Raw genomic sequence first — 24403 nt, 5'->3', positions numbered from 1 at the left:
TTGACTAAGACACCGACAATCATGCACGTCAACCTAGCTAAGGGCTTTCGTGGTGGTGAAAGACAAACAGAGTTGCTTATCAAAGCGCTCGCCAAACATTTTACGGTCAAACAAGTTGTCGCCTGTCGTGATGACTCTCCCCTGAGAGACCGACTAGCAAGCGTGCCAAACGTCTCATTTTTAACCGCTAACCATCAATTAAACGGACATTTTACCGCTCCTCGTGTAGATATCGTTCACGCCCATGAAGCCAAAGCTGTTCATTGGGCCTATCTTCACAAACTTTTGCGAAAAGTTCCCTATATATTGACTCGGCGCGTAGATACCCCTATCAAGGAAAAATGGTCGAACAAAGCATCTTATCGCAACGCCAAGATGCGTGTAGGAATTTCTACTTTGATTGCAGAGCATATTCGCGATAAGCACTGGGGAGAAGTAGAGCAAATTCCCAGCACCTTGGCACACCTAGAAGCGAACCGACAAGAAGGCGAAGCCTTTAAAGTCAAGTTTCCCAATAAAGTCCTCGTGGGACATGTAGGCGCCTTGGTAGATCGTCATAAAGGGCAAAAAGTTCTGATAGATGCTGCTGCTCTGCTTGAAACAAGCCACCCAGCGCTACACTTTGTATTCTTTGGCGACGGTGCCGATAAAGAAGAACTTAAAGCTTACGCAAAAGATCTTAATAACATAACTTGGATGGGCTTTAAAAGTAACATTGGCGATTATCTGCCTTTTTTGGATATGTTTGCATTTCCCTCTAGAAATGAAGGGCTAGGCTCTACCTTATTAGATGTGATGGATGCAGGGGTCCCCATTATAGCTTCCCGAGTAGGCGGCATTCCTGACATCATTTTAGACCAAGAAACCGGCCTACTCGTACCACCCAATAACAGCAAGGCACTTAAAGAAGCCATTGTCACCTTATACGAAAACCCTTCCCTACAAGAACAACTAAAAGCTGGTGCGACCGCTAGACTCATCAACTATACGCCACAAAAAATGGCCGAGCGCTACATGGCAATATACACCCGTTAATCCAGACTCCTCGGGCCTCAGCCATGTGATACCCTAAAGCCATCATGCTTCCCTTAAAAAAATAAGCGAAAGATCAATCTTTCGCTTATTTTTGTCACACCCAACCCTTCTCTCGTGCTAACTTGGTGATAAGGGATGAACAAGATTCCCTCCAAAGTAAAAGACGACCGACAATAGTAATGAGGAGCGGTATATGAAGTTTGAACTAGTTGACCGACAAGGCTATATCCCAGATCTAAATTACGGTAGTGCAGGTAAAGAGCTCGCTTGTTTTGTACCTGCTGATTATCCATTTGAGCAATTAAGCTATAATAATGGCGAAGGCGAAGTTCGCATTGACGGCCACACTTGGCATTTTTTCTTTACACAAGAAGGGGTAGGAATAAAACTAATAGACGGCGTGGTGTCCTTAAAAGAAGCAGAAAAAATGCTACAAGCGATCAAAACACACATTTGGGGAGAGAACCACCAGCAAGTACAAATCTTCATCGCTGGCATTACCCCCAAATAACCCCTAGAAAACACTCTTCCTAAAAAAACCAAAAAGCTCTGCTACAACCAATGTAGAAGAGCCTTTTGAGATAGCTTATTCACAAGCCAGCGGCTTGTAGCATTCTTTTTGACCACTGACTCCATGAGCTAACATACACCTGATTAAAATCCACTCCCGCATGATTCAACGCCAAAACATTATGACAAGCCGTGATTCCTGAGCCACAGTAGTTAACTAACGTTTTATTTTGATCGACAAGATCTTGCCAGACACCGCGCAGTGCTTCAGGACTTTTTAGGCAGCCATTTTTATCAAGGTTTTGCGAGTATGGATGGTTCAACGCCCCAGGAACGTGGCCTGCCACCGGATCGATGGTCTCCTCTTCTCCTTGATAACGGCTTTCTGCTCTGGCATCCACTAACTGAAATACATCCGTTTCCATGTTTTCAATCACTTGAGTCACGTCTACGACCCATGGAAAAGCAACAGAAAGAGACGCTGAGGATGCAACAGGTACTTCGTTTGTATCCGACAAGGGCAGATCTGCACGAACCCAAGCAGGTAGACCACCATCCAATACCCGTACATCGATTCCCTGCTGCGCTAGCATCCACCAAGCCCGTGCAGCAATAGCACCACTCGCATCGTCATAAACCACCACATGACTATCGAGATCCACACCCCACTGTTGTAGCTGTTTAGCAAACACCTCTTCACTTGGTAAAGGGTGTCGTCCGCTGGTTGTCGTTTCGGCACTAGCTAGTTCATGATGGACATCAACAAAGATCGCTTTCGGTATGTGCCCCTTATCGTACTCACGCTTTGCTTTCCCGTGATCCGTTAGGTAAAAACGACAATCTAAAATCACCACCTTGCTATCGTCTGCACACGCCTTCAATTCATCAACTGAAATTAATGTTCTTAACAGCATATACTTGCTTCCTTAAAATCTACTGTGAACTAGAACTTTTTGTTAGTATGACGTCTTTTTACCATTAACCACTGAGCTTTACCAATGACCCGAATCGACTTATTACTGACCGAGCGTGGCCTCGCAAAATCACGCTCGCAAGCCCAAACCTTTATCAGTGAAGGTCGAGTGACCTATTGTCAGGATGGTAAGTGGTTAGCCATTACCAAACCTAGCTTAAAATTAGACGCTGACTGTGAGTTGCATATCATCGCAGCAGATGCTGATAAATATGTCTCGCGAGGCGCGCTCAAATTGGAAGGTGCCCTTGCCCATACTCAACTAAATATTCAAGGCTATCGAGTTTTGGATGTCGGCCAATCAACTGGAGGCTTTACAGACTGCGCCTTACAGTATGGGGCCGCTCAAGTCGTCGGAATTGAAGTGGGCCATGGCCAACTGGATCAGCGGTTAAGAACTGATCCCAGAGTCATTTGTTTAGAGGGAATTAACGCTCGTCATTTGAGTCAACAAGATCTTGGTGTGCATTTCCCAGCGGGAGGCTTTGACATAGCAGTGATGGATGTGTCTTTCATTTCCCAAACAAAAATATTACCGCAACTACCCGCCCTATTAAGCCCTCAAGGGCAGCTCATTACGTTAGTAAAGCCTCAATTTGAAGTCGGCAAAGCCTTCATAGGCAAAGGTGGTGTGGTCAAGAACAAGCAATGTTTCAACCAACTCTCCGAAGATATGCAGCGTTTTGTGCAAACCTTAGGCTTCCAAGTAAAATGCTATATCGAGAGCCCCATTAAAGGCGGCGATGGCAACCAAGAGTTTTTACTTTGGGCAAGCAAAACGATATAAGGCGAATAAAAACAGTGTCTACAAGAGAGGGTCATCATAGGCCCGATTGTTACCCACTCTGAGGTCTCGTGTTTCTTTTTTCTCAAGGGTATGAATATAACGGCGTCCTAAAAAGAACCCTAGGCAACCAAAAATAACTGATCCTACTGCCTGCCCTAACAACACCCCTTCGGCTCCCATAAACCAGCCAAAAATAATGATCAAGGGCCAAGTCCCCAAAATGGCACGGCCAAAATTCAACAAGGTACCATTAAAGGGTTTACCTAGATTGTTAAACACCGCAATGCCAATAAACAACAAACTCTGAAAGAAAAAACTAAAGGAGGCATAGGTCGCAAAAAAGTGAATCAAATCGGCTGTCCCTTTCGTGGCATGGAAAATCGCCACCAACCAATCCTGAGCCAAATACAAAACCGTGCATAAGACCAAACAATAACCAAAAGCATAGAACACTGCACTGCCTATGGTTCTGTGCATACGGTCAAAGTGTCCTGCCCCATAATTCTGCCCCAGTATAGGCCCCACGGCACCGGATAAGGCAAATAACCCACCAAATACCACAGGTATAATACGCCCAATAATGGCCATCGCAGCAACAGCATCGTCGCCAAAGGTCGAGGAATGCTCCATAACAATTGCATTGCCCAAGGGTGAAGACATATTGGTTAGCATGGTTGGTAAGGCAATAACACAAATCGGCCGTATATCACGACAAAAATGTGAAATATGAAATTTACCCAGCATGTTATGGACATACACCACACCATAATACGACACCAAAACCATTGAAAGACGAGCAATCAGAGAAGCCAACGCCGCTCCTTCCACCCCCAGTCCTAGGGAAAAAATAAAAATCGGATCCAATACCGCGTTAATAATGCCACCGATCAAAGTAGCGTACATCGCCCGTCTCGCATCGCCTAGTGCACGCATAATGCCAGAGGAAATCATAGCAACCATCACAGCAGGCATACCAAGCACCAAAATATGCAAATACCCAGATGCCAAGGATAAAGAGTGACCACTTGCGCCGATAAAAGACAAAATCATCGGCACATTGGGCCATAGCAAAGCCACAATCGCGGTGGAAAAAAGTACTCCAAATACCAAGACACTAACAGCTCGCTGTTTTGCCTCTTCAATTCGTCCCTCACCTATGGCTCTTGCCACTAATGCAGTGGCTGCAACCGATACGGCAATACTGATAGAGATGGTGAAAAACATCACAGTACTGGCATAGCCAACAGCTGCTAAGGCCTCTTTCTCATCCAGCAAGGACAGAAACAGCATATCTACCAAATCCACCAAAAACATACACATCAAGCCAAGCGCATTGGTGAAGGACATCACCACCACGTGCTTTAGCGTCGAACCTTGTGTGAGTTTTGCCTGATCAGGCATTCATTTCCCCTATATGATTAACTGCGCTGCAAAATTATAACTCAAAGACATGAAAAAGCCGGACAAGCTCACACTCGTCCGGCTGCGGTATTTTCTCATGTATCTTAGTCAGTGAGAACGCATTCTTTGTGAATATATCACAACGCAATCATGACACTCCGTTCACCTTCTCAGTCAGCGCTAGTGGATATCATTACTACGGCGATCAAACACCACTTTTTCCACATCCGCAAACCGCTCTGCAAAATGCACCGTCATACCTTCTTTCACGGATTCAGGCAACTCTTCATAATCACGACGATTGGGCTCAGGTAAAATTACTTCACTGATTTTGCTGCGCTTGGCAGCGATGATTTTCTCACGAATACCACCAACAGCAAGCACCTGACCGGTGAGCGTTAACTCCCCTGTCATCGCCAAGCCTTTACGTATCGGCTTACCTTTCGCTAAGGACAATAAAGCCGTTGCCATAGTCACCCCAGCACTTGGGCCATCTTTTGGGGTAGCGCCTTCTGGCACATGCAAATGCACCAAACACTTATCGAAAAACTCCGGATGACTTTGGTAACTCTTTGTATGAGAAAAAACATAGGAATACGCAATGTCAGCCGACTCTTTCATCACATCCCCTAGCTTCCCGGTGAGTTTTAAACCACGGGTTAATTCGTGCACCTTATTGGCTTCAATGGACAAGGTCGCACCACCCATAGACGTCCACGCAAGTCCCGTTACTACGCCTACACCTTGCAAATTTTTCTCTGGACGGAAATAAGGCATACCCAATAGAGTCTCTACGTCTTTCACCCCCACATTAATGGTTTCTTTTTCGCCAGTCAGTAACTCCACGACCGACTTACGCAGCACTTTTTGCAATAATTTATCCAAACCTCGCACCCCCGCCTCACGAGCATAATGCTCAATGATATGACGCAGTGCAGCATCAGTAATGTTTAGCTGCTTTTTCAACAACTTGTTTTTCTTCAACAGTTTGGGCCACAAGTGCTGCTTAGCAATCATCAATTTTTCATCGGCAATGTAACCAGACAAACGAATCACATCCATACGATCCAGCAGCGGCGCCGGTATAGTATCCAGCTGATTAGCTGTACACACAAACAAGGCTTTGGACAAGTCAACTCGCATGTCCAAATAGTGATCTAAGAACTCACTATTCTGTTCAGGATCCAGAGCTTCTAATAGTGCTGATGCTGGGTCGCCTTGAAAAGAAGAGCCAATCTTATCTACCTCATCCAGCATGATCACAGGGTTTTCCACTTCAACATCTTTTAATGCCTGAACAAATTTCCCTGGTAAGGCACCAATATAAGTTCGACGGTGTCCCTTAATTTCTGCTTCATCGCGCATCCCTCCCAAACTAAAACGGTAAAACTTACGATTGAGAGATTCAGCAATAGACTTACCAATGGATGTTTTGCCCACACCTGGCGGGCCAACCAGTAGCAAAATGGAACCGCCCATTTCTCCTCGCTGTGCCCCTAAAGCTAGGAACTCAACAATGCGATCCTTAATATCTCCTAGACCAGAGTGATGGGAGTCCAGTACCTCACGAGCAGCCTTAATGTCTAAATTATCTTTTGAATGAACGCCCCATGGTAAAGCGGTCGCCCAATCCAAATAATTACGAGTCACACCGTATTCTGGTGATCCGGTTTCTAGAATGCTCAGCTTATGAAGCTCTTCTTGAATTTTTTCCTTCACGGAATCTGGAACCGTTTTGCCTTTCAGACGCTCTTCAAAAGCTTCCACATCGGCGGTTCGGTCATCTTTGGAAATACCCAGTTCTTTTTGAATCACTTTTAATTGTTCTTTCAAAAAGAACTCTCGCTGATGCTCGCTGATCTTGGTATTCACTTCCGCACTGATCTCATGTTGCAAGCGCGCAATTTCTAGCTCTTTGCGCAGCAATGTCAACGACAAATGCATACGAGGCTGCACAGGAATGGTCTCTAAAATCTCGTACAAATCACCACCATCAGCGGAGGTAATGGACGCAGCAAAATCAGCTAATAGCCCAGGTTCACTAAAGGAAAAACGACCTAAATATTGGCGTAAGTCTTCGCTGAAGAGAGGATTCAAACGAATGAGCTCTTTAATAGCATCTAAAATAGCAATCGAGTAGGCTTTCGACTCTTTGTCCGTTTCTTTTGAGTCTGTCAAATAACGTACCCGCGCCAAATAAGGTGTGCTATCACTTAGCCACTCAACAATTTCAAAACGCTTAATACCTTGGGCTAAAAAAGTGATTTTATCGTTTTGTTTTTCTGCCTTATGAACCCTTGCCACACAACCAATAGTGCGGAAAGAACCCACCGGTGGCGCACCACTTGCAACTTTATCGGTATACACCAGTCCCACTGCCGCTTGTGGATTATCGGCAATACGCTCTAATGATTCTTCCCAAGGATCCGCATCCACCATAACAGGCTGTACTTGGGCTGGAAAAAACGGACGACTAGAAATCGGTAAAATGTACAAAGTATCTGGCAGCACGTCGTCCGGCAACGCTAACGCCCGTGGGTCGCTAATAACCACTTCTTCATTAGTATCATCCATCAATGACTCATCATGTTGATCTGGGTACTGTTCATCGTTACTCATATATATTCCCAATACGTCAAGAATTAGTGTGTCTTGCTTGCGGCCAACAATTCAATAAAAACAGTTGAACCGTTAGGTTTGCTTATTTATGTAGTGACAAACTGAATAAAAACAATCCCTAGGGAAATGGGATACCCCCCTAAATCCTTATCCATTTATTGGCTAACAAAAACATCACTACTCATCTAAAAGAGGCTCAACCGATTATGACTGATTAGACAGGATTATTTATTAACAGAGAAAGCATTGTGGTATTATTCCTGCAAGCAACCTGAAATAACGGCTTATCATCCGTTTGGTTCTTCTATTCGCAAAAAGGACACCGACATGACTCGTGACGAGATATTAAGTACTTACACTGACATTTCAATCATTGAACACCCTTTCGTCAAACACAAGCTAACCAGTCTTCGAGACAAAAATACCAGCACTCGCGAATTTCGCATGTTAGTCGAAGAGCTCGGCACACTCATTGGATATGAAGCAACACGAGATTTGGAAACGGTTGATACCGAAGTAGAGACCCCACTGGAAACAACATTAAGTCCGGTACTTAAAGGCAAAAAGCTGTGTATCGTCACCATCATGCGCGCAGGAAATGGTTTAGCAGAAGGGGTGCTCAAGCTGTCTCCTTCTGCCCGTGTCGGTCATGTGGGCATGTACCGCGACCCAGATACTAAACAGCCCGTTGAGTACTACCTTAAAATGCCGCACTCCATTAACGAGCGAACCATCATCGTTGTTGATCCGATGCTCGCAACGGGTAACTCTGCCATTGCCGCAATTAGTAAAATGAAAGACATGGGCGCGCAAGACATTCGTTTTATTTGTCTATTTGCCGCACCAGAAGGCATTGAAGCATTTAAAAAAGCGCACCCAGATGTCCCTATGTTTATCGGCGCGATTGACCGTGAGTTAGACGACCATGCTTATATTCGTCCTGGTGTCGGGGACGCAGGTGACCGTATTTATGGCACACGTTAACCGCTCGCTTTAATGGGACAAAAGCAATAAAACATAAACAAAAAAAGCGCCCGACGATATCGACAGGCGCTTTTTTATTGATGAAAAGCTGAACGCTTAAGCGCCTAGCCTTTCATCCCAAGATAGACCCCAGCCAAGGCCATAATACTACCAGCAGAGCGATTCAATCCTTTCATCGCTTTTTCAGATTTCATGTAACGACGGGCCTGAGAGGCACTCACCGCGATCAAGGTTAACCCCAGCATCAAAGCGGAAAAAGCCAATACAGCGGCCAAGACAATATCCGTTCCATGCAAGGCTGTCACATCCATAAAGCTGGGTAAAAATGCCACATAAAACAAAATGACTTTCGGGTTAGAAGCCGAAATCAGGAACCCCTGAAAAAAACTCGCGATTCCCTGCTTAGCCATTTTTTTATCTGTTCCGGACAGATCCTGAGAGACCGGAGTGGTCCACATTTTCCAACCAAGGTACAACAGATAAGCCGCACCGCAATAGCGAATCACGGAAAATAACAGATCCCATTTGGCGGCAATGGCGGCTAAGCCATAGCAGGCCATGATCAAATACACGATATCACTTAAGGCCATGCCAGCACACAAAGCGATAGACTGCTTCGCCCCTTTCACTAAGCTTCGACCAATAATTGCAAACACACCAGGGCCTGGCGTGATGCTAAAAATAAAAATCGCCACAAAGAACGTCAATGCACTCTGAATGGTCATCAGTTTTCTTCCTTCACACCACAACCCGCCAACACCATACGAGTCAAAAATTGCTTCGCTTCATCATAGTCAGACTCTTCAAGCTGGTCTTTCTTTAGAATAATCTTTACTTGGGCATCAAAATCCGCGTAGGTTTGTGTCATCGCCCATAGACTGATAAAAAGATGCTCGGTAGAAATGGGTGCCATTAATCCTTGATCGACCCATGCTTGTATCGTCTTAGATTCTCGGCTTAATTCAGAAACAAAATACTCACGAAGAAAATCTAGCACAAAAGCCTCTTCGCCAATCAAAGCCATTGCAAAGACTTTTGATGCACTCACATTCATTCGCGATTGATCAATTTTCTCACTGATGTAGCGTGTTAAATTGGCTTTAGGGCCCTCTTCTAGGGTGAAGCGACTCACAGACTCCAGCCATAAGGTTAAAATTTGTTCAAGTACTGCCTCTAATAAATCTTTTTTAGAGCGATAGTAATAATGGACATTAGCCTTCGGTAAACCAGCCTCATCAGCAATCATTTGTGTCGTGGTTTTAGCCAATCCTTGACGTGCAAACACACGCTCCGCAGCCTCTAAAATTAAGGCTTGATTTTGCTCGCGGATATGGGTTTTTAATTGATCTTTTGGTCGTTTTGCTTCTGACAAAATAGAACCTCTTTAAACTGACGTCATGAAATGGGCAAATAGCATTATAACGCGAAGATCGACGGCTTTGGCACCAGAGAAGTGACAATACAGAACAACAATCGACTAGAAATGGTCGATTTAAGGCTAGAGAGCGATAGCAAGGCATAAAAAAAGGGAGCAAAAGCTCCCCATTTCCCCTCACAGCAGAGACGAAAAACAATGATTAGGCATTCATCATTTACGCTAACTGCTGCACCACGTTGGCTCTTTTATGTGCGCTACTAAGTTATACATAACTTATGTAGTGCCATATTCTGCTGAGACAGATCGCCTCAAACCACCTGACACTTTTCTTTGTTAGAAAAATAACCAAATGGTCAATAATTCAATTTTTAAGAATTATAGAGATCTTTTTGCTCAACGCAATAGCTGAAAAACAAAAACTTGACCATTTGTACAAAATTACACATTTCCATTAACTTTAGTCGACCGATGATTAGTCGACTTAGAGAACACAATACAATTTCGCCCTTTACGCTTAGCTTGATACAAAGCTTTATCTGCTCGAATTAATACCGCATCAGCCAGCTCCCCTGGTGCGGATAGAGCGACACCAAAACTAGCCGTTACACGGGTCTCGATAACCTTCTTTTTTTTAGGGTCGTACACTTCAACTGGCATGTCTTCAATCTGGGCTTTAACCTCATCTAGAATCGGCTCGATATCGTTCAGCACCTTGGCGCGAAAAATCACGGTAAATTCCTCACCACCAAAGCGGTACACTCGCCCAGGGTAAGAAAAACGCTGTACTTGACGAGCCACATGAGTTAACACCCTATCTCCCATATCATGTCCATAGGTGTCGTTAAATGCTTTAAAATGGTCCACATCCACCATTACCAAAGCATACTTGCCAGATAATCCCAGCAAACTTTCATTCAATGCACGCCGCCCAGGTAACGTTGTCAATTCATCCAAATACGCCATTCGATGGCTTTCCATTAGCAAAAAGAATAGCCACACAAGACACTGTGCAGACAACAGTAAATCAACTTGATCCTGCGAAACAGAAAACAGGCTCATGACCATTAAGCCAACAATGCTCATCAATGCATTAGCACAAAATACATCACCAGCGAGCCACCATGAACAACCAGTGACAATCACACTAATTGCCAAAACACACCACAACAACAGCGTAGACCACGTTATCTGGAAAGATAAAAATGGCTGCTCCAAAAAGGAAAAAGACACCCATTTAGCATCAACGGCATAACACCAAGCTAGCAGCATTGAAATAAATAAAAAGCGGTTCACGACAAAGCGGTTGAAAAAACCACGTTCACGCACAAAACTTAATAACGCAATACAAAAGCAGGACACAGCCAAATAAGCGCTCACGGATTCCGTACTGGAGTGCCCATATACCTTGGGTACTAATAATAGACAAATCACAACAAGCACACGGCCTTTGTTGAAGCGCCAAGCTAACAAAACAGCAACCACCGATAAAATGACAGGTAGCCACGGCAACAAAGCAACCCAAAGAGGTGGCAGATAGCTGATGTATAAACTACCGTAGACACTAGCCAGAAAGATAAAACACGGTATCAACAATGACCGAAAACGCTCAATCATAGGTACCAACACATCGAATCATTCGATTAAAAAGGATCAATATTACGCTCCGAAACTACTCGATATTCATTGATAATAAACAGATTAATACTCACTAGGAGAACTACATGGGATTACTCATTGACGGTCAATGGGCAGACAAATGGTACGACACTGACAGCACCGGTGGAAAATTTGTACGCAGCGAATCGGCATTCCGCAATTGGATTGTCAGCTCAACCGATTATGACAATACCAACTCAAATCACTTTCCAGCAGAGCCGGATCGATACCATCTTTATGTTTCTCTTGCTTGCCCCTGGGCCCACCGGACACTTATTTTTCGCCAGCTTAAGGATTTAGAGGAACTCATATCCGTCAGCTGCGTTCACCCCGACATGCTAGCAAACGGCTGGGAGTTCAAAGAAGACCCCAGCTTTCAAGATCCATATATCGACATGGGTGATCCACTCTACCACTCAGACTTTGCTTATCAACTTTATACAAGAGCCAAAGCGGATTACAGTGGACGCGTTACTGTCCCCATCTTATGGGACAAGCAAACGCAAACCATCGTATCAAATGAATCCGCCGACATTATTCGCATGTTCAACTCAGCATTCAACGACCTTACTGGCAACACTCTGGACTTTTATCCCAGCGAACTCTCCTCTGACATCGACGCCATCAACCAGCGCATTTATGATACCGTCAATAACGGTGTATACAAATGTGGATTTGCCACCACTCAACAGGCTTATCAAGAAGCATTGGAACCATTATTCAGCACTCTAGACCATATTGAAACAATACTAAAGAATTCAGCCTTTCTTGTTGGTGATGTACAGACAGAAGCAGATTGGCGCCTTTTTACCACCCTCATTCGCTTCGACGCTGTGTATTTTGGCCACTTCAAATGCAACCTAAAAAGAATAATAGACTACCCTAATCTAAACAGGTACTTACAAAAACTTTTCAATACAAAAAAGATCTCTAATACCGTCAATCTACAACATATAAAACGCCATTACTATTACAGCCACGATATGATAAACCCGACTAGAATCGTACCAGATGGCCCAACTACACTGTTTCGTCATAGTTAGTGAAAGATAACCAATATTAAGACAAAGCCAAGGAGATAAATGATAATGCTATTAAAGTGAGCTTTTTTTCGAGATAATGGGCTCACTTTTATAAAAATACATTTAATTAGGAAAGTCTCATTTAAATCAATGAACTTTGCATATTATTAAAAATCGAGACCCTTTGTCATTTATGGAAAGAAAAATTCTCTGGCTTATATCATTTGCTCTGATTTTTACCCTCTGGTTAAAAATAGAATCAATCAGCAAGTTGAACGAAAAAAGCGCATCACATACCTCATCTGGACAAATGTCTGATCAACAATCCTCTGAAGCAGAGGAAGCGGCAAGTCTACAGGATCAGGCTAATCTATCTGGGGAAAGCTCGGCAGAAGAGAAAGACTACTTCAAAAAGCACCCTGTTACGGCTAAAACGCCTGATTTTGCAGCTATACAAGATGTAAATGAACGCAAAAAAGCTTTTTTCAGCTTCCTTAAACCTTTTGTTGATGAAAAAAACACTCAAATTCTTCAACAAAGAAAGCGCTTGTTCTCTTTATTAACTATGCTGAAAAAAGGGGATTCTTTGTCAGCAAAAGATAAAGCTTGGCTTTCGGACTTAAGATCCAGCAGCGGTCTTGATAAAGTGGATAATCCAAAGGCCAGTGACATAAAAGACCTGCTTAATTACATTGACATTGTACCCAGCTCCCTCGTGCTTGCTCAGGCAGCAAACGAATCGGCTTGGGGAACCTCTAGATTTGCGACCGATGGAAATAATTATTTTGGTCAATGGTGTTTTAGAAAAGGCTGTGGTCTAGTACCAGAGTCTCGGGACGATGGCGCTGCACACGAAGTTAGAAAGTTTAATGACGCAAGAGAATCCGTGTTTGCCTACATTGACAACCTTAACCAAAATGCTGCCTACAAGAAGCTAAGAGCGATCCGAGCTAACTTGCGCAAAGACCACGATCCCATTACTGGGCTCGCCCTTGTTCATGGCTTAGATAACTACTCTCAACGCGGACAGGCCTATGTTGACGAAATAGAAGGACTTATTCAATACAATAAATTGTGGCGATTTAATACACAAAACACACCAAAAGTGAGTGTTAACTAATATACTAAAATGAACAAAGCGGAGACCAAGCAAAACAGTCTCTTAAAAACCTGTTGAGCCGATTGGAATAACATCTATTTCCATATCGTAGGGTGGCTAACTAAGCCCCTCTTCATTACAATAGCTCTAACTTTTATTCAATTTAAAACGAGGAAATTCAATTGGCCCGTTTACCTGTTATTATTGGCTTTGGCGGAATTAATTCAGCTGGTCGCAGCTCTTCACATCAAGCCTATCGCCGTATTGTTTTTGACCTCCTACCCAGTCACATGCAACAAGATGTGTTGCTTGATCTTGCGACATTAACAAACGCGGCTGATTATAAAAATGGCTTATGGCATACCAAAGACGGCGAAGCATTAGACGATATCGCTCTAATCGACAGCATTGGCGAAACATTACTTGCTCAAACCCTAATTCGCCGCATTCACCCAAGCTTGTTTGACGTTGACCACGTCACACTTCATAAGAAGTCTGTCCTCACACCAAACAGCCAAGAAGAAAAGCTCAGTTTTACCATTAAAACGCGCTCACTCCCCGATGATCGCCCAGGTAATTGGCATGTTGCAGCGATTTCAGACAGCCTTTCCCGCGTTACAGTTGACGGCAACCTAGAAACCTTTATCAAAGACACGAAACCGCTATCAGTTAAGTCTGCTGGACAACTTCCCACAGGTTTTGATGCAGCCAAACTTTACCAAAGTCGTAATCACCCCCGTGGGTTACAAATGACGGTTTACGGTGCCTCGGATGCACTTCAAAGTACTGGCATTGACTGGGAAGTCATTCGTAGTAAAGTGGCCCCTGATGAAATGGCTGTTTACGCGGCCAACTCCATTGGGCAAATGGACGACTTAGGTTTTGGCGGCATGCTTAAATCTGCTTTGATGGGAAAACGTACCACGTCCAAACATTTGCCATTGGGCTATGCCCAGATGCCTGCCGATTTTGTGAACGCTTACCTGCTAGGCAGTGTCGGTAATGTAGGCACATCTATTGGTGCCTGCGCAACCTACTTCTTCAACCTAGAAAAAGCGGTTGAAGGTATTAAATCGGGGAAATTCCGTGTCGCCATGGTGGGGGGAAGTGACGCTCCTATCACCCCAGAAATCATCGAAGGCTTTCGAACAATGGGCGCCTTAGCAGAGGATACCGCACTGCTCGCGCTTGATCAGATATCCAATCAGGCTGAACCAGATCATACCCGCAGCTGTCGCCCATTCGCACAAAACTGCGGCTTTACCATTGGCGAATCTAGCCAATGGACACTACTCATGGATGATGAGTTGGCAATAGAACTTGGGGCGGAAATTTATGGTGCAATCCCCGCTGTTTACTCGCACGCTGATGGCCATAAAAAGTCCATTTCGGCACCAGGTATCGGCAACTATCTCACCATGACAAAAGCCATGGCTTACCTTCAAAATATGATCGGTAAAACAGGCCTAACCGAACGAACATTCATTCAGGCTCATGGCACTAGCACCCCCCAAAATCGTGTGACAGAATCTCACGTACTGAGTAAAGCCGCCACCAGCTTTGGGGCGACAAACATGCCGGTCACGGCAGTAAAAGCTTATATTGGTCATTCCCAAGGCACTGCTGGTGGTGATCAACTCCATCTATCCTTAGGTGTATGGAAGCACGGTATTCTCCCGGGAATAATTACCTCTCAGGCATTAGCTGATGACGTATACCAAGAAGGCCTGAAGTTCCAATTGAAACATGAAGAATATGGAAGCCAGTATTTTGATGCGGCTCTTCTCAACTCAAAAGGCTTTGGTGGTAACAATGCAACCGCCGTTCTCATCGCTCCCCACAAGGTGATGAGCATGTTAAGCAAGCGTTATTCACAAGAACAAATGGCCGATTATAAAGAGAAGAACCAACAGATTAAAATCGCTGCAGAGTCGTATAATCAAGCTGCTATACACGGTGAAAGCCATCCGGTTTATAAATTTGGCTTTCACGTTCTAGGCGGTGAAGACTTAACCATGTCAGAGTCGGAAATTCATTTACCTGGCTATGACCTTCCAGTCTCATTAAAAGTTAACAATGACTTTGATGATATTTGCTAACCCATAAGCCATCAAAAAGTCAGTCACAAAACAAAAAACGCAAAGAGCTTAAAGTTCTTTGCGTTTTTTATGTGCTCTACTTAGCGTACTTACTTATTATTTAGCCTTTTCCTGCTAGCCTTTGAAAATAGACCTTGAAGAGCGCCATAAAGGCAATACAATAGAAGAAATCAAGCAACTTATGGCACCAAACGACAATAAGTAAACACTGGTAGACTCAGTTAAGTGCAAATACACACTTATAAAAACAAAATTAGGTAGTACGCAACACACCCAAACCCCAACGATTACTAACATCATAGAAAAGCTGGACGGTATCTTCATTTTTACCAATAACCACGCGGTAAAATACACATATACAAAAGCAGCTAGACAGAAAAAAACAACCGTTTTCGGGTTTGGTAGAGGCGCCGCACTCTGCCCACTAGTTAGCAGTGAAGAAGGCGCCGCTGAGTACCACAAAAACCCAACCAAAAGTTGCAACAAAAAAACTAATATAACCGCTTTATGATTGATTCTATTCACGTCAAACCCTAACTAATGATTAATTCGCTTTATAAAGCTCTTTGACTAAGTTTCGTAGGCTAGAACGCCAAGGACGCTGCTTAACACCATAGTGATTAAACACCCTACGACAAGACAAAGACTGCCTTTTTATCTGCGTTACCTCGCCATCCATAACCAACAGAGAGTCCTCTACCGATTCCACCTCGACATTGACCTTTGGATCCATTTGACCAGACGTTGCCAAAATCGCCTCAACCAAACCAATCCAGCTAATTTCTTCCGCACAACAGTAATGATAAATCCCTGTGTTTTTTGCCCCATAATGCCGCTGTTTAATCATAGACAACGCCACACGAGAAAGATCAGAAACCGGAGTAGGACATCCCACAAGATTATCTTTATAAGCTAGATTGACACCATCTTGAATCAGACCAAGTGTACGACAAACAAAGTCATCGCCGTGCCCACTAAACAACCAACCCGTTCGCAATACAATATTTTGTTCATGGCGTAGCACAATTTCTTCGGATGCAATCAACATGCGCGCATAAGAGTCTGTTCCGTCCGGCTCATCCGTCTCTACATAGGAACCAGGCTTATCGCCAGAAAATACTCTTACCGAACTGATCATCATGATCGGTGCTGTCTTCCTCTCACTTAACAAAGACAGCACATGTTGAACCTTAGAATAGTCATCTTGCAACGCATGACGCAAACTTAATGCATCAATAACCACATCATATTGCAGAGCTTCCAATTCAGCCTCAACCTGGCTTCCCAAAATCACACTTTCTGAGGGACAAAGCCACTCAAACTCATTCTGATCCTTCGAAAAGGCTAATAAGGCACTTCCAACTTCAGTATCTGCTCCTAATAGCAAAATACGTATTGGCGCATTAATATCATGTTGGTTACTCAACGTTCATCCCCATACCACTCAGGAAATAATCTAAGCAGATTCGTTTTCGCTTGTTTTGCAATATCATTGACACTTTGGCCTCTTAAGTCAGCCAGACAAAAAGCCACTTTAGGGATATTCAAAGGCGTGTTCATTTGCCCTTGAAAACCATGCAACGGCATATCAGGAGAATCCGTTTCCAACACATACGCCTGATCTTCTAATTGCTGCACTACTCGATGAGCCTTTTTAGCCCGCGGGTAAGTAATGGTACCACCTATTCCTAGCAGAAAACCCCGTTCAACAAACCGCTTAGCCTGCTCTAGACTACCATTAAAGGCATGAACAATCCCACCACTGGTATGATTTGCATCACTAATCATCTTTAGAGCCACATCATAACTTTTACGAGCATGTAGAATAATCGGCAAATTCAACTCTCTCGCAATGCTTAATTGAGCACCAAAAAAATGCTTTTGCACCTCTACATCCATAGCATCAGGCCAAAAATCGAGACCAATTTCACCGATGGCCACCGCCCCGCCTTGCTCACAGGTGTCACCAAGTTTCTCAACATTCATGATCGATTCACTATGCAAAAAGTAAGGATGTAAACCAAACGCAACACGCCACATAGGGTAAATAAGAGCCAGTTGCGTTACTTTTTGCCAACTCTCATAGGTTGTTGAAGGCACCAAAAAATGCCGAATATTATTTTCCAGACAAGCAGACATCAGCTCTGAGCGAGAGCTATCAAAAGCAGCAAAATCTAAATGGCAATGGGTATCCACATACATTCGTAAAGAGTACAACATGAAACGCCATCAGGCCAGATAGACCGACATAAGAAAGCAAAAAGCCGTGTTAAAAACACGGCTTTTTAAGATTATGAAGCTAAAAGACAACTTAACTTCATAAACAACACAGTAGAACCGGCAAGCCCTTACAAAGCAGGTCCCGCCTTAACAATCTTCTCTGAAACACTGTCGAACTTTTTAAAGTTCTCTACAAATTGGTCGATCAATGCCTTAGCTTGCACATTATAAGCGGCCTCATCAGACCATGTTTTACGAGGATTTAGTAAAACACTGTCGACACCAGGCACCTGAGTTGGAACATCCAAGTTTACATCCTCTAAATGCTCCGTTTCCACATCAACGAGCGCTCCCGATTGAATAGCAGAAATTACCGCACGGGTCGTCGGAATACTAAAACGTTTACCACCTTGGCCATGGGCGCCCCCCGTCCAACCAGTGTTTACTAGATACACTCTACTACCAAACTCTTCGATACGCTTGATCAATAGATCCGCATAAACATCCGCAGAACGCGGGAAGAAAGGCGCCCCGAAACACGTTGAGAAGGTAGATTTTATACCCGTACCTGCCCCCATTTCCGTAGAGCCAACCAGCGCAGTATAACCACTCAAGAAATGGTAAGCAGCCGCTTCTTTTGACAAAATAGAAACGGGTGGAAGAACCCCTGTCAAATCACAAGTTAAGAAGATAATAGCATTTGGCTCACCCGCACGGTTACCAGCAGCACGTTTCTCTATATGCTCACGGGGATAACCAGCACGACCATTTTGTGTTAAAGACGTATCAGCATAATCCGCTACACGTGTCTCTGGATCCAATACGACGTTCTCAACAATCGTGCCGAATTTAATAGCATCCCAAATGATAGGCTCGTTCTTTTGGGAAAGATCGATGGTTTTAGCGTAGCAACCGCCTTCAATATTGAAAACCGTGTCTTTACCCCAACCATGCTCGTCATCACCAATCAAGAAACGCTCTGGATCCGCAGACAAAGTTGTTTTGCCCGTGCCAGACAAACCGAAAAATAATGTCACATCACCTTCTGTGCCAACGTTGGCCGCGCAGTGCATAGGCAATACATCGTAAGCAGGTAACAAATAGTTCTGTACGGAGAACATGGCTTTTTTCATTTCACCTGCGTAACGCATACCTGCAATCAGCACTTTACGTTCAGCAAAGTTCAAAATCACACAACCATCTGAATTAGTGCCATCGCGTTCCGGTTCACACACAAAGTTTGGCGCGTTAATAACCTGCCATTCTCCCTTATCATTAGGGTTATACGTTTCAGGACGAATAAACAAATTACGGCCAAACAGGTGATGCCAAGCTGTCTCTGTTCGCATAATCACTGGCAAATAATATTCATCACCCGCGCCAACATGAATCTTAGAGACAAACGACTCTTTAGCATTCAAATACGCTTCCACACGATCCCACAAAGGAGCGAACTTCTCCTCTGGGAAAGGTCGGTTCACAGGCCCCCAATGAATACTATCTTTGCTAGATGCTTCTTCCACAATAAAGCGATCCATAGGAGAACGACCTGTCCGTGCACCTGTTTCCACAACAAGTGCACCGTTATCAGCAAGCACGCCTTCGCCATTTTGCAGGGCTTTTTCAACTAACTGTGGTGTCGTTAAATTTAAATGGATGGTTGTAACCTCTGATGCGGCGCTCATTTGTATTAAATCCTCTGAACTAAAAAAGTTTACCTGTACTGGGGTGTTCCCATTTATTATAGGCAATTAAAACTGCTAGTCTTGATAGTAACAAAACAATCTAAAAAAAAGTATTGTTATAACAACATGTTATTTTTTTACTGTTCTGTAATTTTTAAAAATATATTAAGTTATTGATTTTTAAACTATATACCTAAAAGCCAACAAGAAAAAGTGAAACATCTCGATGTTTTTGTTGCATTTTTTGTTGCTTTCTTTCTTTTTGGTTATTATATAACTAAATAGTAAGTTATCTCTTTGTAAGATTTGCATTTTTGATCGTTTCATTTCACTCACGAAGCGTCTTTTTTAGCGAAAAAGAGAACACTTATCGCCAATAAAATTAAAGTTTCACAATTATTAAGTTTTTTCTTATGATTCTGCCCCTTAACTTGGGGGCTTCATGATAAGATTGGTTCTCGAATCCCCCCTATTCTAAAAGGTTGATCGAAGCGTATGTTAAACACGAATCAGAACTGCAATATTGGATTTGTCGGCCTAGGAGTCATGGGTAAAAATCTCGCCCTTAATCTAGCTGACCATGGCTATCGAGTTGCAGGTTTTGATCTTGACGCCAACAAAATTCAAGACGTCCTTGATACAGAAGAACGTGAGCGTCCAGATACCAAAAAGGAAGCCCGAATAATCGGCTGCTCTAACATGGAGAACATGTTAAGCAACCTTGCTAAACCTCGCGTTGTCGTTGTACTCGTTCCTGCGGGCCAACCTGTCGACATCGTGTGCAACAATCTAATTAAAGCCGGAATCGAATCGGATGATATCGTCGTAGACTGTGGCAACAGTCAATGGACAGATACCATTCGACGCGAAGCAGAATACAAAGACTATTTCAAATTCTTCGGCACAGCTGTTTCTGGTGGTGAAGTGGGTGCACGTTTTGGTCCTTCCTTAATGCCAGGTGGTGATGCGGACTCATGGAAACACTTGCAACCAATGTGGGAAGCCGTGGCAGCGAAAGTTGATGAAAACGGCAAGCCAATTATCAGCAACACCCCAGGCAAGCCAGTCACTGAAGGCGAGCCTTGTACCGCCTATCTTGGACCTAATGGTGCTGGACATTACGTCAAAATGGTACACAACGGCATCGAATACGCTGATATGCAGCTCATATGTGAAGCTTACCACTTGCTTCGCTCTTTACTTGGCTACGAGCCAGAAGAAATTGGCAAACTGTTTGCTCAGTGGAATCAAGGCGAACTAGACAGCTATTTGGTAGAGATTACTGCGGATATTCTGCAGCAATATGACGCAGCAACAGGCGCGCCACTGGTTGATATGATACTTGACAGTGCTGGCCAAAAAGGAACGGGTCGTTGGACTTCCATTAGTGCAACACAGATGGGTGTTCCTGCTGGCATTATAAGTGAGTCCGTCTATGCTCGTGCTCTCAGCACACTCACAACAGAGCGCGAACATGCTGCTGGAATTCTGACAGCAGAAGTAGAAAGTGGCGAGATCGCTGCCGAAGACGTTGAAAAAGCCATAGAGGAAGCTCTTTATTGCGCTAAAATTTGTGCTTACGCCCAAGGCTTCCAAATCATGCGCGCAGCAGAAAAAGAATATGACTGGACATTCAACTTCAGTGATATCGCGAAAATTTGGCGTGGTGGTTGCATCATCCGCGCGTCTTTCCTACAAAGAATTGCCGATGCGTTTGATGGTAATCGTGAGCTTGAAAACCTGTTATTAAACGATTACTTCGCTGACACAATGGCCAAAAAACAAGCTGGACTTCGTAAAGCCGTAGTATTAGCCGCCCAATCAGGCGTACCTACTCCCGCTTTCTTCTCTGCTCTGGCTTACTTCGACGGTTACCGTTCAGAGGTGTTACCGGCAAACCTACTACAGGCCCAACGAGATTACTTTGGGGCTCACACTTATGAGCGCGTCGATGGTGAACCAGGTCAGAAATACCACACTTTCTGGCAAGAAGAAGGTCGCCCTGAACGCAAAGTGTAAGCAGCGAGTTATTACAACACTTTAGATAGCGAACAAAACGCAACCTATCAACGAGTGTTTATACCTAAAAAAGCCCAAATATTATTTGGGCTTTTTTAGGACAACACAGGCACAATGTAGCTTTTCCTTTACCTACTCTTTCATCTGCTTTTCCATGGCTGTTAACATACCACGCAACATTCCCAATTCTTGTTGGTCCAACTGCGATCGTTGAAACAAACGACGAAAGCGCGTCATCACTTTTCCAGGTGTTTTCGGCTCTAAAAATTCTGTTTTTACCAAAACGGTTTCCAAATGCTCAAGCAGAAAGTCAATTTGCTCTGCTGTCGCGGCGGGTAAATCCCACTTAGAGGCCACAACGGGCTCATCCTTCATTAACAGAGACTTCATCCTCAGTTCGTAAACAATCACCTGCACCGCTGCCGCGAGATTTAGCGAGCTGAAAGTATCGACTGAAGGAATATGCACATGATAGTGACAACGCTGCAATTCTTCATTGGTCAAACCACGATCCTCACGACCAAAGACAAAGGCTGTTTCCAACCCTTCATCAAAGACCAAATCAGCCGCCTGACGAGGGTCGACTAAAGGCCAAGGAATATGACGCTCACGAGCACTGGTACCAATCACCAACTGGCAATCTGCAATCGCTTCTTCTAAGGTGTCTACCACAACCGCATTGTCGAGCAAATCGCTCGCACCTGAAGCTCGGCTGATCGCTTCATCACTTGGGAAATGTTTTGGAGCAACCAGATACAAATCGGCTAATCCCATGTTTTTCATTGCCCGTGCGGCCCCACCAATATTGCCGGGGTGGGAGGTATTCACAAGGACAATTCTTACTTTATTCTGCATGCTAGACACTATCCATTTTTCTAAAAACGAAGGTTGCCGCGAATGTTAACAGTTTTTTCAGCAAAAACCTTAAACTGCTCAGTTTTTCACCAATTATTCACTAGCCAACGCACAACCTTTACGCTAGAATCCGCCCTCCTATTCAAGCAGATCCAGAGCGTCTTATTAAGAAAGCGGCAAACCATTCGTTTCGCTCTCTTTTTCACTCTGGGTAGGCCTACGCTCTTTAACACTTTATTGGCAACTTCTACTGCCCTTTTTAGGCGGTGGACGCATTCTCATTAGAAAGACGGTAACTTATGCAACCTAGAATTAATGTCGCAATCAAAGCCGCTCGCGCAGCAGCTGAATACATCATCCATTCTCAAGAAAAGCTCCTTTTCGACAAAGAGCAGGGCCAAAATGCCGCTCAGGTATACCAAACTGTATGCTCTGGCGCTGAACGTAGCATTGTTTACCACCTCGAAAAAGCTTACCCTGGCGACACCATCACCACTCGCTTACAAGGTACTGTACAAACAGGTGAAGAGGGCGAATGGATTATTGACGCGATTCAAGGACAGCATTTATTCACCCGTGGTCTAACTGGCCATGTTATTACCATGAGTTACTTAGTTGCTGGTAAAGTAGAGCACGCATTGGTGCTTAACCCTCATACTAAAGACGAGTTCTACGCTAGCAAAGGTCGTGGAGCTTATCTTAACAATTCTCGCATTCGCACCAGCACAGCACGCGACCTAGAGAAAACCACTCTCGCGGCGCAGTTCCCTGCAACCGACCGCACGGCTCCTTATTTAGCGGGTCAATTAGACGTATTATCAGATCTTGCCCAAAAAGGTGCTCGCGTTGTCATGCAAGATGCCCCTGCCTTGATGCTGGTAAACGCCGCAGCAGGCCGTTTAGATGCGGCTTGGGGCATTAAGCTTCAAGAATGGGAAATGCAAGCTGCGTTGTTTATTGCCAAAGAAGCTGGCTGCCTGTACGCTACCTTTGATGGCTCTCCTAATATTGAAAGTGGCGATGTTTTGTGCGCGAACGCACGTCTCTTCAAAGTATTATTACCTATTTTGAACAAGCACCTACTTTAACCGTTTAAAAAAATCGCTGACGCATACCGGATCGACCACTCCATCTGTTTATGCCAGATAACCAATATAAAAAAGCCCGTTTATGCATCATCATAAACGGGCTTTTTAATGTTTAACTGGTTAGCTAATACTTATGCTTTGTAGACATTTTGGTAACAGTAGTTGGTTGCTTCAACAAAACCGTCCACACTACCACAATCAAAACGACGACCTTTGAATTGGTAAGCCAGTACACAGCCTTCTTTTGCTTGCTGTAAAATAGCATCGGTAATTTGTACTTCGCCATTACGACCAGCAGGCGTATTACGAATTTTCTCGAAAATATCAGGCGTTAAAATATAACGACCAATAATGGCTAAATTAGAAGGTGCTTCTTCTTTGTTAGGTTTCTCAACCATGTCCGTCACACGGTATAAACCTTCCATCATAGAGTCACCTTTAATCACACCATATTTGTGCACTTCGTCTTCTGGCACTTCTTCAATGGCAACAATGGTGCAACGGAACTGGTTATATAGCTTCACCATTTGCGCCATAACACCATCTCCTTCCCCTTCGCCAAAGCACAGGTCATCAGCTAGTACGACACCAAATGCTTCATCACCAATCAAAGATTCACCTGTCAGAATGGCATGACCAAGACCCAACATATTGTTTTGACGAATAAAAGAGAAATTCACATTATCAATCAAATGACGAATACCATCTAAGTACTGTTCTTTGCTGGTACCAGAAATCTGATGCTCAAGTTCATAACTGATATCAAAATGATCAGCAATGGCACGTTTACCACGACCAGTAACAAACGTGACATTATCCAAACCCGCTTGTACGGCTTCTTCCACACCATACTGAACAAGTGGTTTATTGACGATTGGAAGCATTTCTTTTGGCATAGATTTAGTCGCTGGCAAAAAGCGTGTACCGTAACCAGCAACAGGGAACAAACATTTGCGAATCATACTCTTTCCTT

General features: G+C 44.0%; 20 protein-coding genes. 9 read left to right on the top strand and 11 right to left on the bottom strand.

All coding sequences use genetic code 11. The features are described from left to right. Entirely contained in the window at positions 1-1035 is a 1035-nt protein-coding gene (locus MSP8886_RS05610) for a glycosyltransferase family 4 protein (RefSeq protein WP_245659039.1), read from the top strand. Between the two features lie 193 nt (positions 1036-1228). Further along, positions 1229-1546 carry a hypothetical protein gene (locus MSP8886_RS05605; protein WP_067013594.1) on the top strand — a complete coding sequence of 106 codons (318 nt, stop codon included), beginning with the start codon at positions 1229-1231 and terminating at the stop codon, positions 1544-1546. 79 nt (positions 1547-1625) lie between these two features. Here MSP8886_RS05605 and MSP8886_RS05600 read toward each other — a convergent pair whose 3' ends face one another. After that, on the bottom strand, positions 1626-2459 hold the full coding sequence (locus MSP8886_RS05600; protein WP_067013592.1) for a sulfurtransferase: 834 nt from the start codon (positions 2457-2459) through the stop codon (positions 1626-1628). 84 nt (positions 2460-2543) lie between these two features. Here MSP8886_RS05600 and MSP8886_RS05595 point away from each other — a divergent pair, with 84 nt between their 5' ends. Continuing rightward, on the top strand, positions 2544-3305 hold the full coding sequence (locus MSP8886_RS05595; protein WP_067013590.1) for a TlyA family RNA methyltransferase: 762 nt from the start codon (positions 2544-2546) through the stop codon (positions 3303-3305). A gap of 18 nt (positions 3306-3323) precedes the next feature. On the opposite strand, the gene MSP8886_RS05590 is transcribed toward MSP8886_RS05595, so the two are convergent. Together MSP8886_RS05590 and lon are read right to left on the bottom strand one after the other, a co-directional pair. After that, positions 3324-4706, bottom strand: a complete 1383-nt coding sequence (locus tag MSP8886_RS05590; RefSeq protein ID WP_067013588.1) for an MATE family efflux transporter — start codon at positions 4704-4706, stop codon at positions 3324-3326. A 180-nt stretch (positions 4707-4886) separates the two neighbouring features. Then, positions 4887-7325, bottom strand: a complete 2439-nt coding sequence (gene lon / locus MSP8886_RS05585; RefSeq protein WP_067013586.1) for an endopeptidase La — start codon at positions 7323-7325, stop codon at positions 4887-4889. A 327-nt stretch (positions 7326-7652) separates the two neighbouring features. Here lon and upp point away from each other — a divergent pair, with 327 nt between their 5' ends. Continuing rightward, positions 7653-8309, top strand: coding sequence for a uracil phosphoribosyltransferase (gene upp / locus MSP8886_RS05580; protein ID WP_067013584.1), 657 nt, complete (start codon positions 7653-7655; stop codon positions 8307-8309). 104 nt (positions 8310-8413) lie between these two features. Here the strand turns inward: upp and MSP8886_RS05575 are convergent, their stop codons facing one another. The 3 genes from MSP8886_RS05575 to MSP8886_RS05565 all read right to left on the bottom strand — a co-directional run bounded on the left by MSP8886_RS05575 (position 8414) and on the right by MSP8886_RS05565 (position 11301). Then, a complete protein-coding gene (locus tag MSP8886_RS05575) occupies positions 8414-9034 on the bottom strand; it encodes a LysE family translocator (protein ID WP_067013582.1) in 621 nt (206 codons plus the stop codon). Next, positions 9034-9681, bottom strand: a complete 648-nt coding sequence (locus MSP8886_RS05570; protein ID WP_067013580.1) for a TetR/AcrR family transcriptional regulator — start codon at positions 9679-9681, stop codon at positions 9034-9036. The genes MSP8886_RS05575 and MSP8886_RS05570 overlap by 1 nt, the downstream gene beginning before the upstream one ends. A 444-nt stretch (positions 9682-10125) precedes the next feature. Continuing rightward, entirely contained in the window at positions 10126-11301 is a 1176-nt protein-coding gene (locus MSP8886_RS05565; RefSeq protein ID WP_067013578.1) for a GGDEF domain-containing protein, read from the bottom strand. 107 nt (positions 11302-11408) lie between these two features. Between MSP8886_RS05565 and MSP8886_RS05560 the strand changes: the two genes are divergently transcribed. From MSP8886_RS05560 to MSP8886_RS05550, 3 genes are all read left to right on the top strand, one after another. Continuing rightward, entirely contained in the window at positions 11409-12386 is a 978-nt protein-coding gene (locus MSP8886_RS05560; RefSeq protein ID WP_067013576.1) for a glutathione S-transferase family protein, read from the top strand. A gap of 289 nt (positions 12387-12675) precedes the next feature. After that, positions 12676-13485, top strand: a complete 810-nt coding sequence (locus MSP8886_RS05555) for a glucosaminidase domain-containing protein (RefSeq protein WP_245659038.1) — start codon at positions 12676-12678, stop codon at positions 13483-13485. 161 nt (positions 13486-13646) lie between these two features. After that, a complete protein-coding gene (locus MSP8886_RS05550; RefSeq protein ID WP_067013574.1) occupies positions 13647-15563 on the top strand; it encodes a beta-ketoacyl synthase in 1917 nt (638 codons plus the stop codon). Between the two features lie 544 nt (positions 15564-16107). Here MSP8886_RS05550 and MSP8886_RS05540 read toward each other — a convergent pair. From MSP8886_RS05540 to MSP8886_RS05530, 3 genes are all read right to left on the bottom strand, one after another. Next, positions 16108-16989 carry an SDR family oxidoreductase gene (locus MSP8886_RS05540; protein ID WP_067013570.1) on the bottom strand — a complete coding sequence of 294 codons (882 nt, stop codon included), beginning with the start codon at positions 16987-16989 and terminating at the stop codon, positions 16108-16110. Continuing rightward, positions 16986-17783, bottom strand: coding sequence for a TatD family hydrolase (locus MSP8886_RS05535; RefSeq protein WP_245659037.1), 798 nt, complete (start codon positions 17781-17783; stop codon positions 16986-16988). Before MSP8886_RS05535 ends, MSP8886_RS05540 begins: the two co-directional genes overlap by 4 nt. Before the next feature lie 128 nt (positions 17784-17911). After that, positions 17912-19468: a phosphoenolpyruvate carboxykinase gene (locus MSP8886_RS05530; protein ID WP_067013568.1), complete on the bottom strand. Its 1557-nt coding sequence runs from the start codon at positions 19466-19468 to the stop codon at positions 17912-17914. A 495-nt stretch (positions 19469-19963) separates the two neighbouring features. Between MSP8886_RS05530 and gnd the strand changes: the two genes are divergently transcribed. Further along, on the top strand, positions 19964-21487 hold the full coding sequence (gene gnd / locus MSP8886_RS05525; RefSeq protein ID WP_067013567.1) for an NADP-dependent phosphogluconate dehydrogenase: 1524 nt from the start codon (positions 19964-19966) through the stop codon (positions 21485-21487). A gap of 132 nt (positions 21488-21619) precedes the next feature. On the opposite strand, the gene MSP8886_RS05520 is transcribed toward gnd, so the two are convergent. After that, a complete protein-coding gene (locus MSP8886_RS05520) occupies positions 21620-22342 on the bottom strand; it encodes an RNA methyltransferase (protein WP_067013565.1) in 723 nt (240 codons plus the stop codon). A gap of 299 nt (positions 22343-22641) precedes the next feature. Between MSP8886_RS05520 and MSP8886_RS05515 the strand changes: the two genes are divergently transcribed. Then, on the top strand, positions 22642-23430 hold the full coding sequence (locus MSP8886_RS05515; protein WP_067013563.1) for an inositol monophosphatase family protein: 789 nt from the start codon (positions 22642-22644) through the stop codon (positions 23428-23430). A gap of 131 nt (positions 23431-23561) precedes the next feature. On the opposite strand, the gene galU is transcribed toward MSP8886_RS05515, so the two are convergent. Continuing rightward, the gene (gene galU / locus MSP8886_RS05510; RefSeq protein WP_067013562.1) at positions 23562-24392 is read right to left on the bottom strand and encodes a UTP--glucose-1-phosphate uridylyltransferase GalU; all 831 of its coding nucleotides are present in this window, start codon (positions 24390-24392) and stop codon (positions 23562-23564) included. Positions 24393-24403 lie beyond the last annotated feature (11 nt).

Origin of the sequence: Marinomonas spartinae (assembly GCF_900089775.1) — a bacterium.
GTDB classification, from domain to species: domain Bacteria; phylum Pseudomonadota; class Gammaproteobacteria; order Pseudomonadales; family Marinomonadaceae; genus Marinomonas; species Marinomonas spartinae.
Note: the sequence above shows the minus strand (reverse complement) of the source record. Positions and strands in the feature narration are given on the sequence as shown.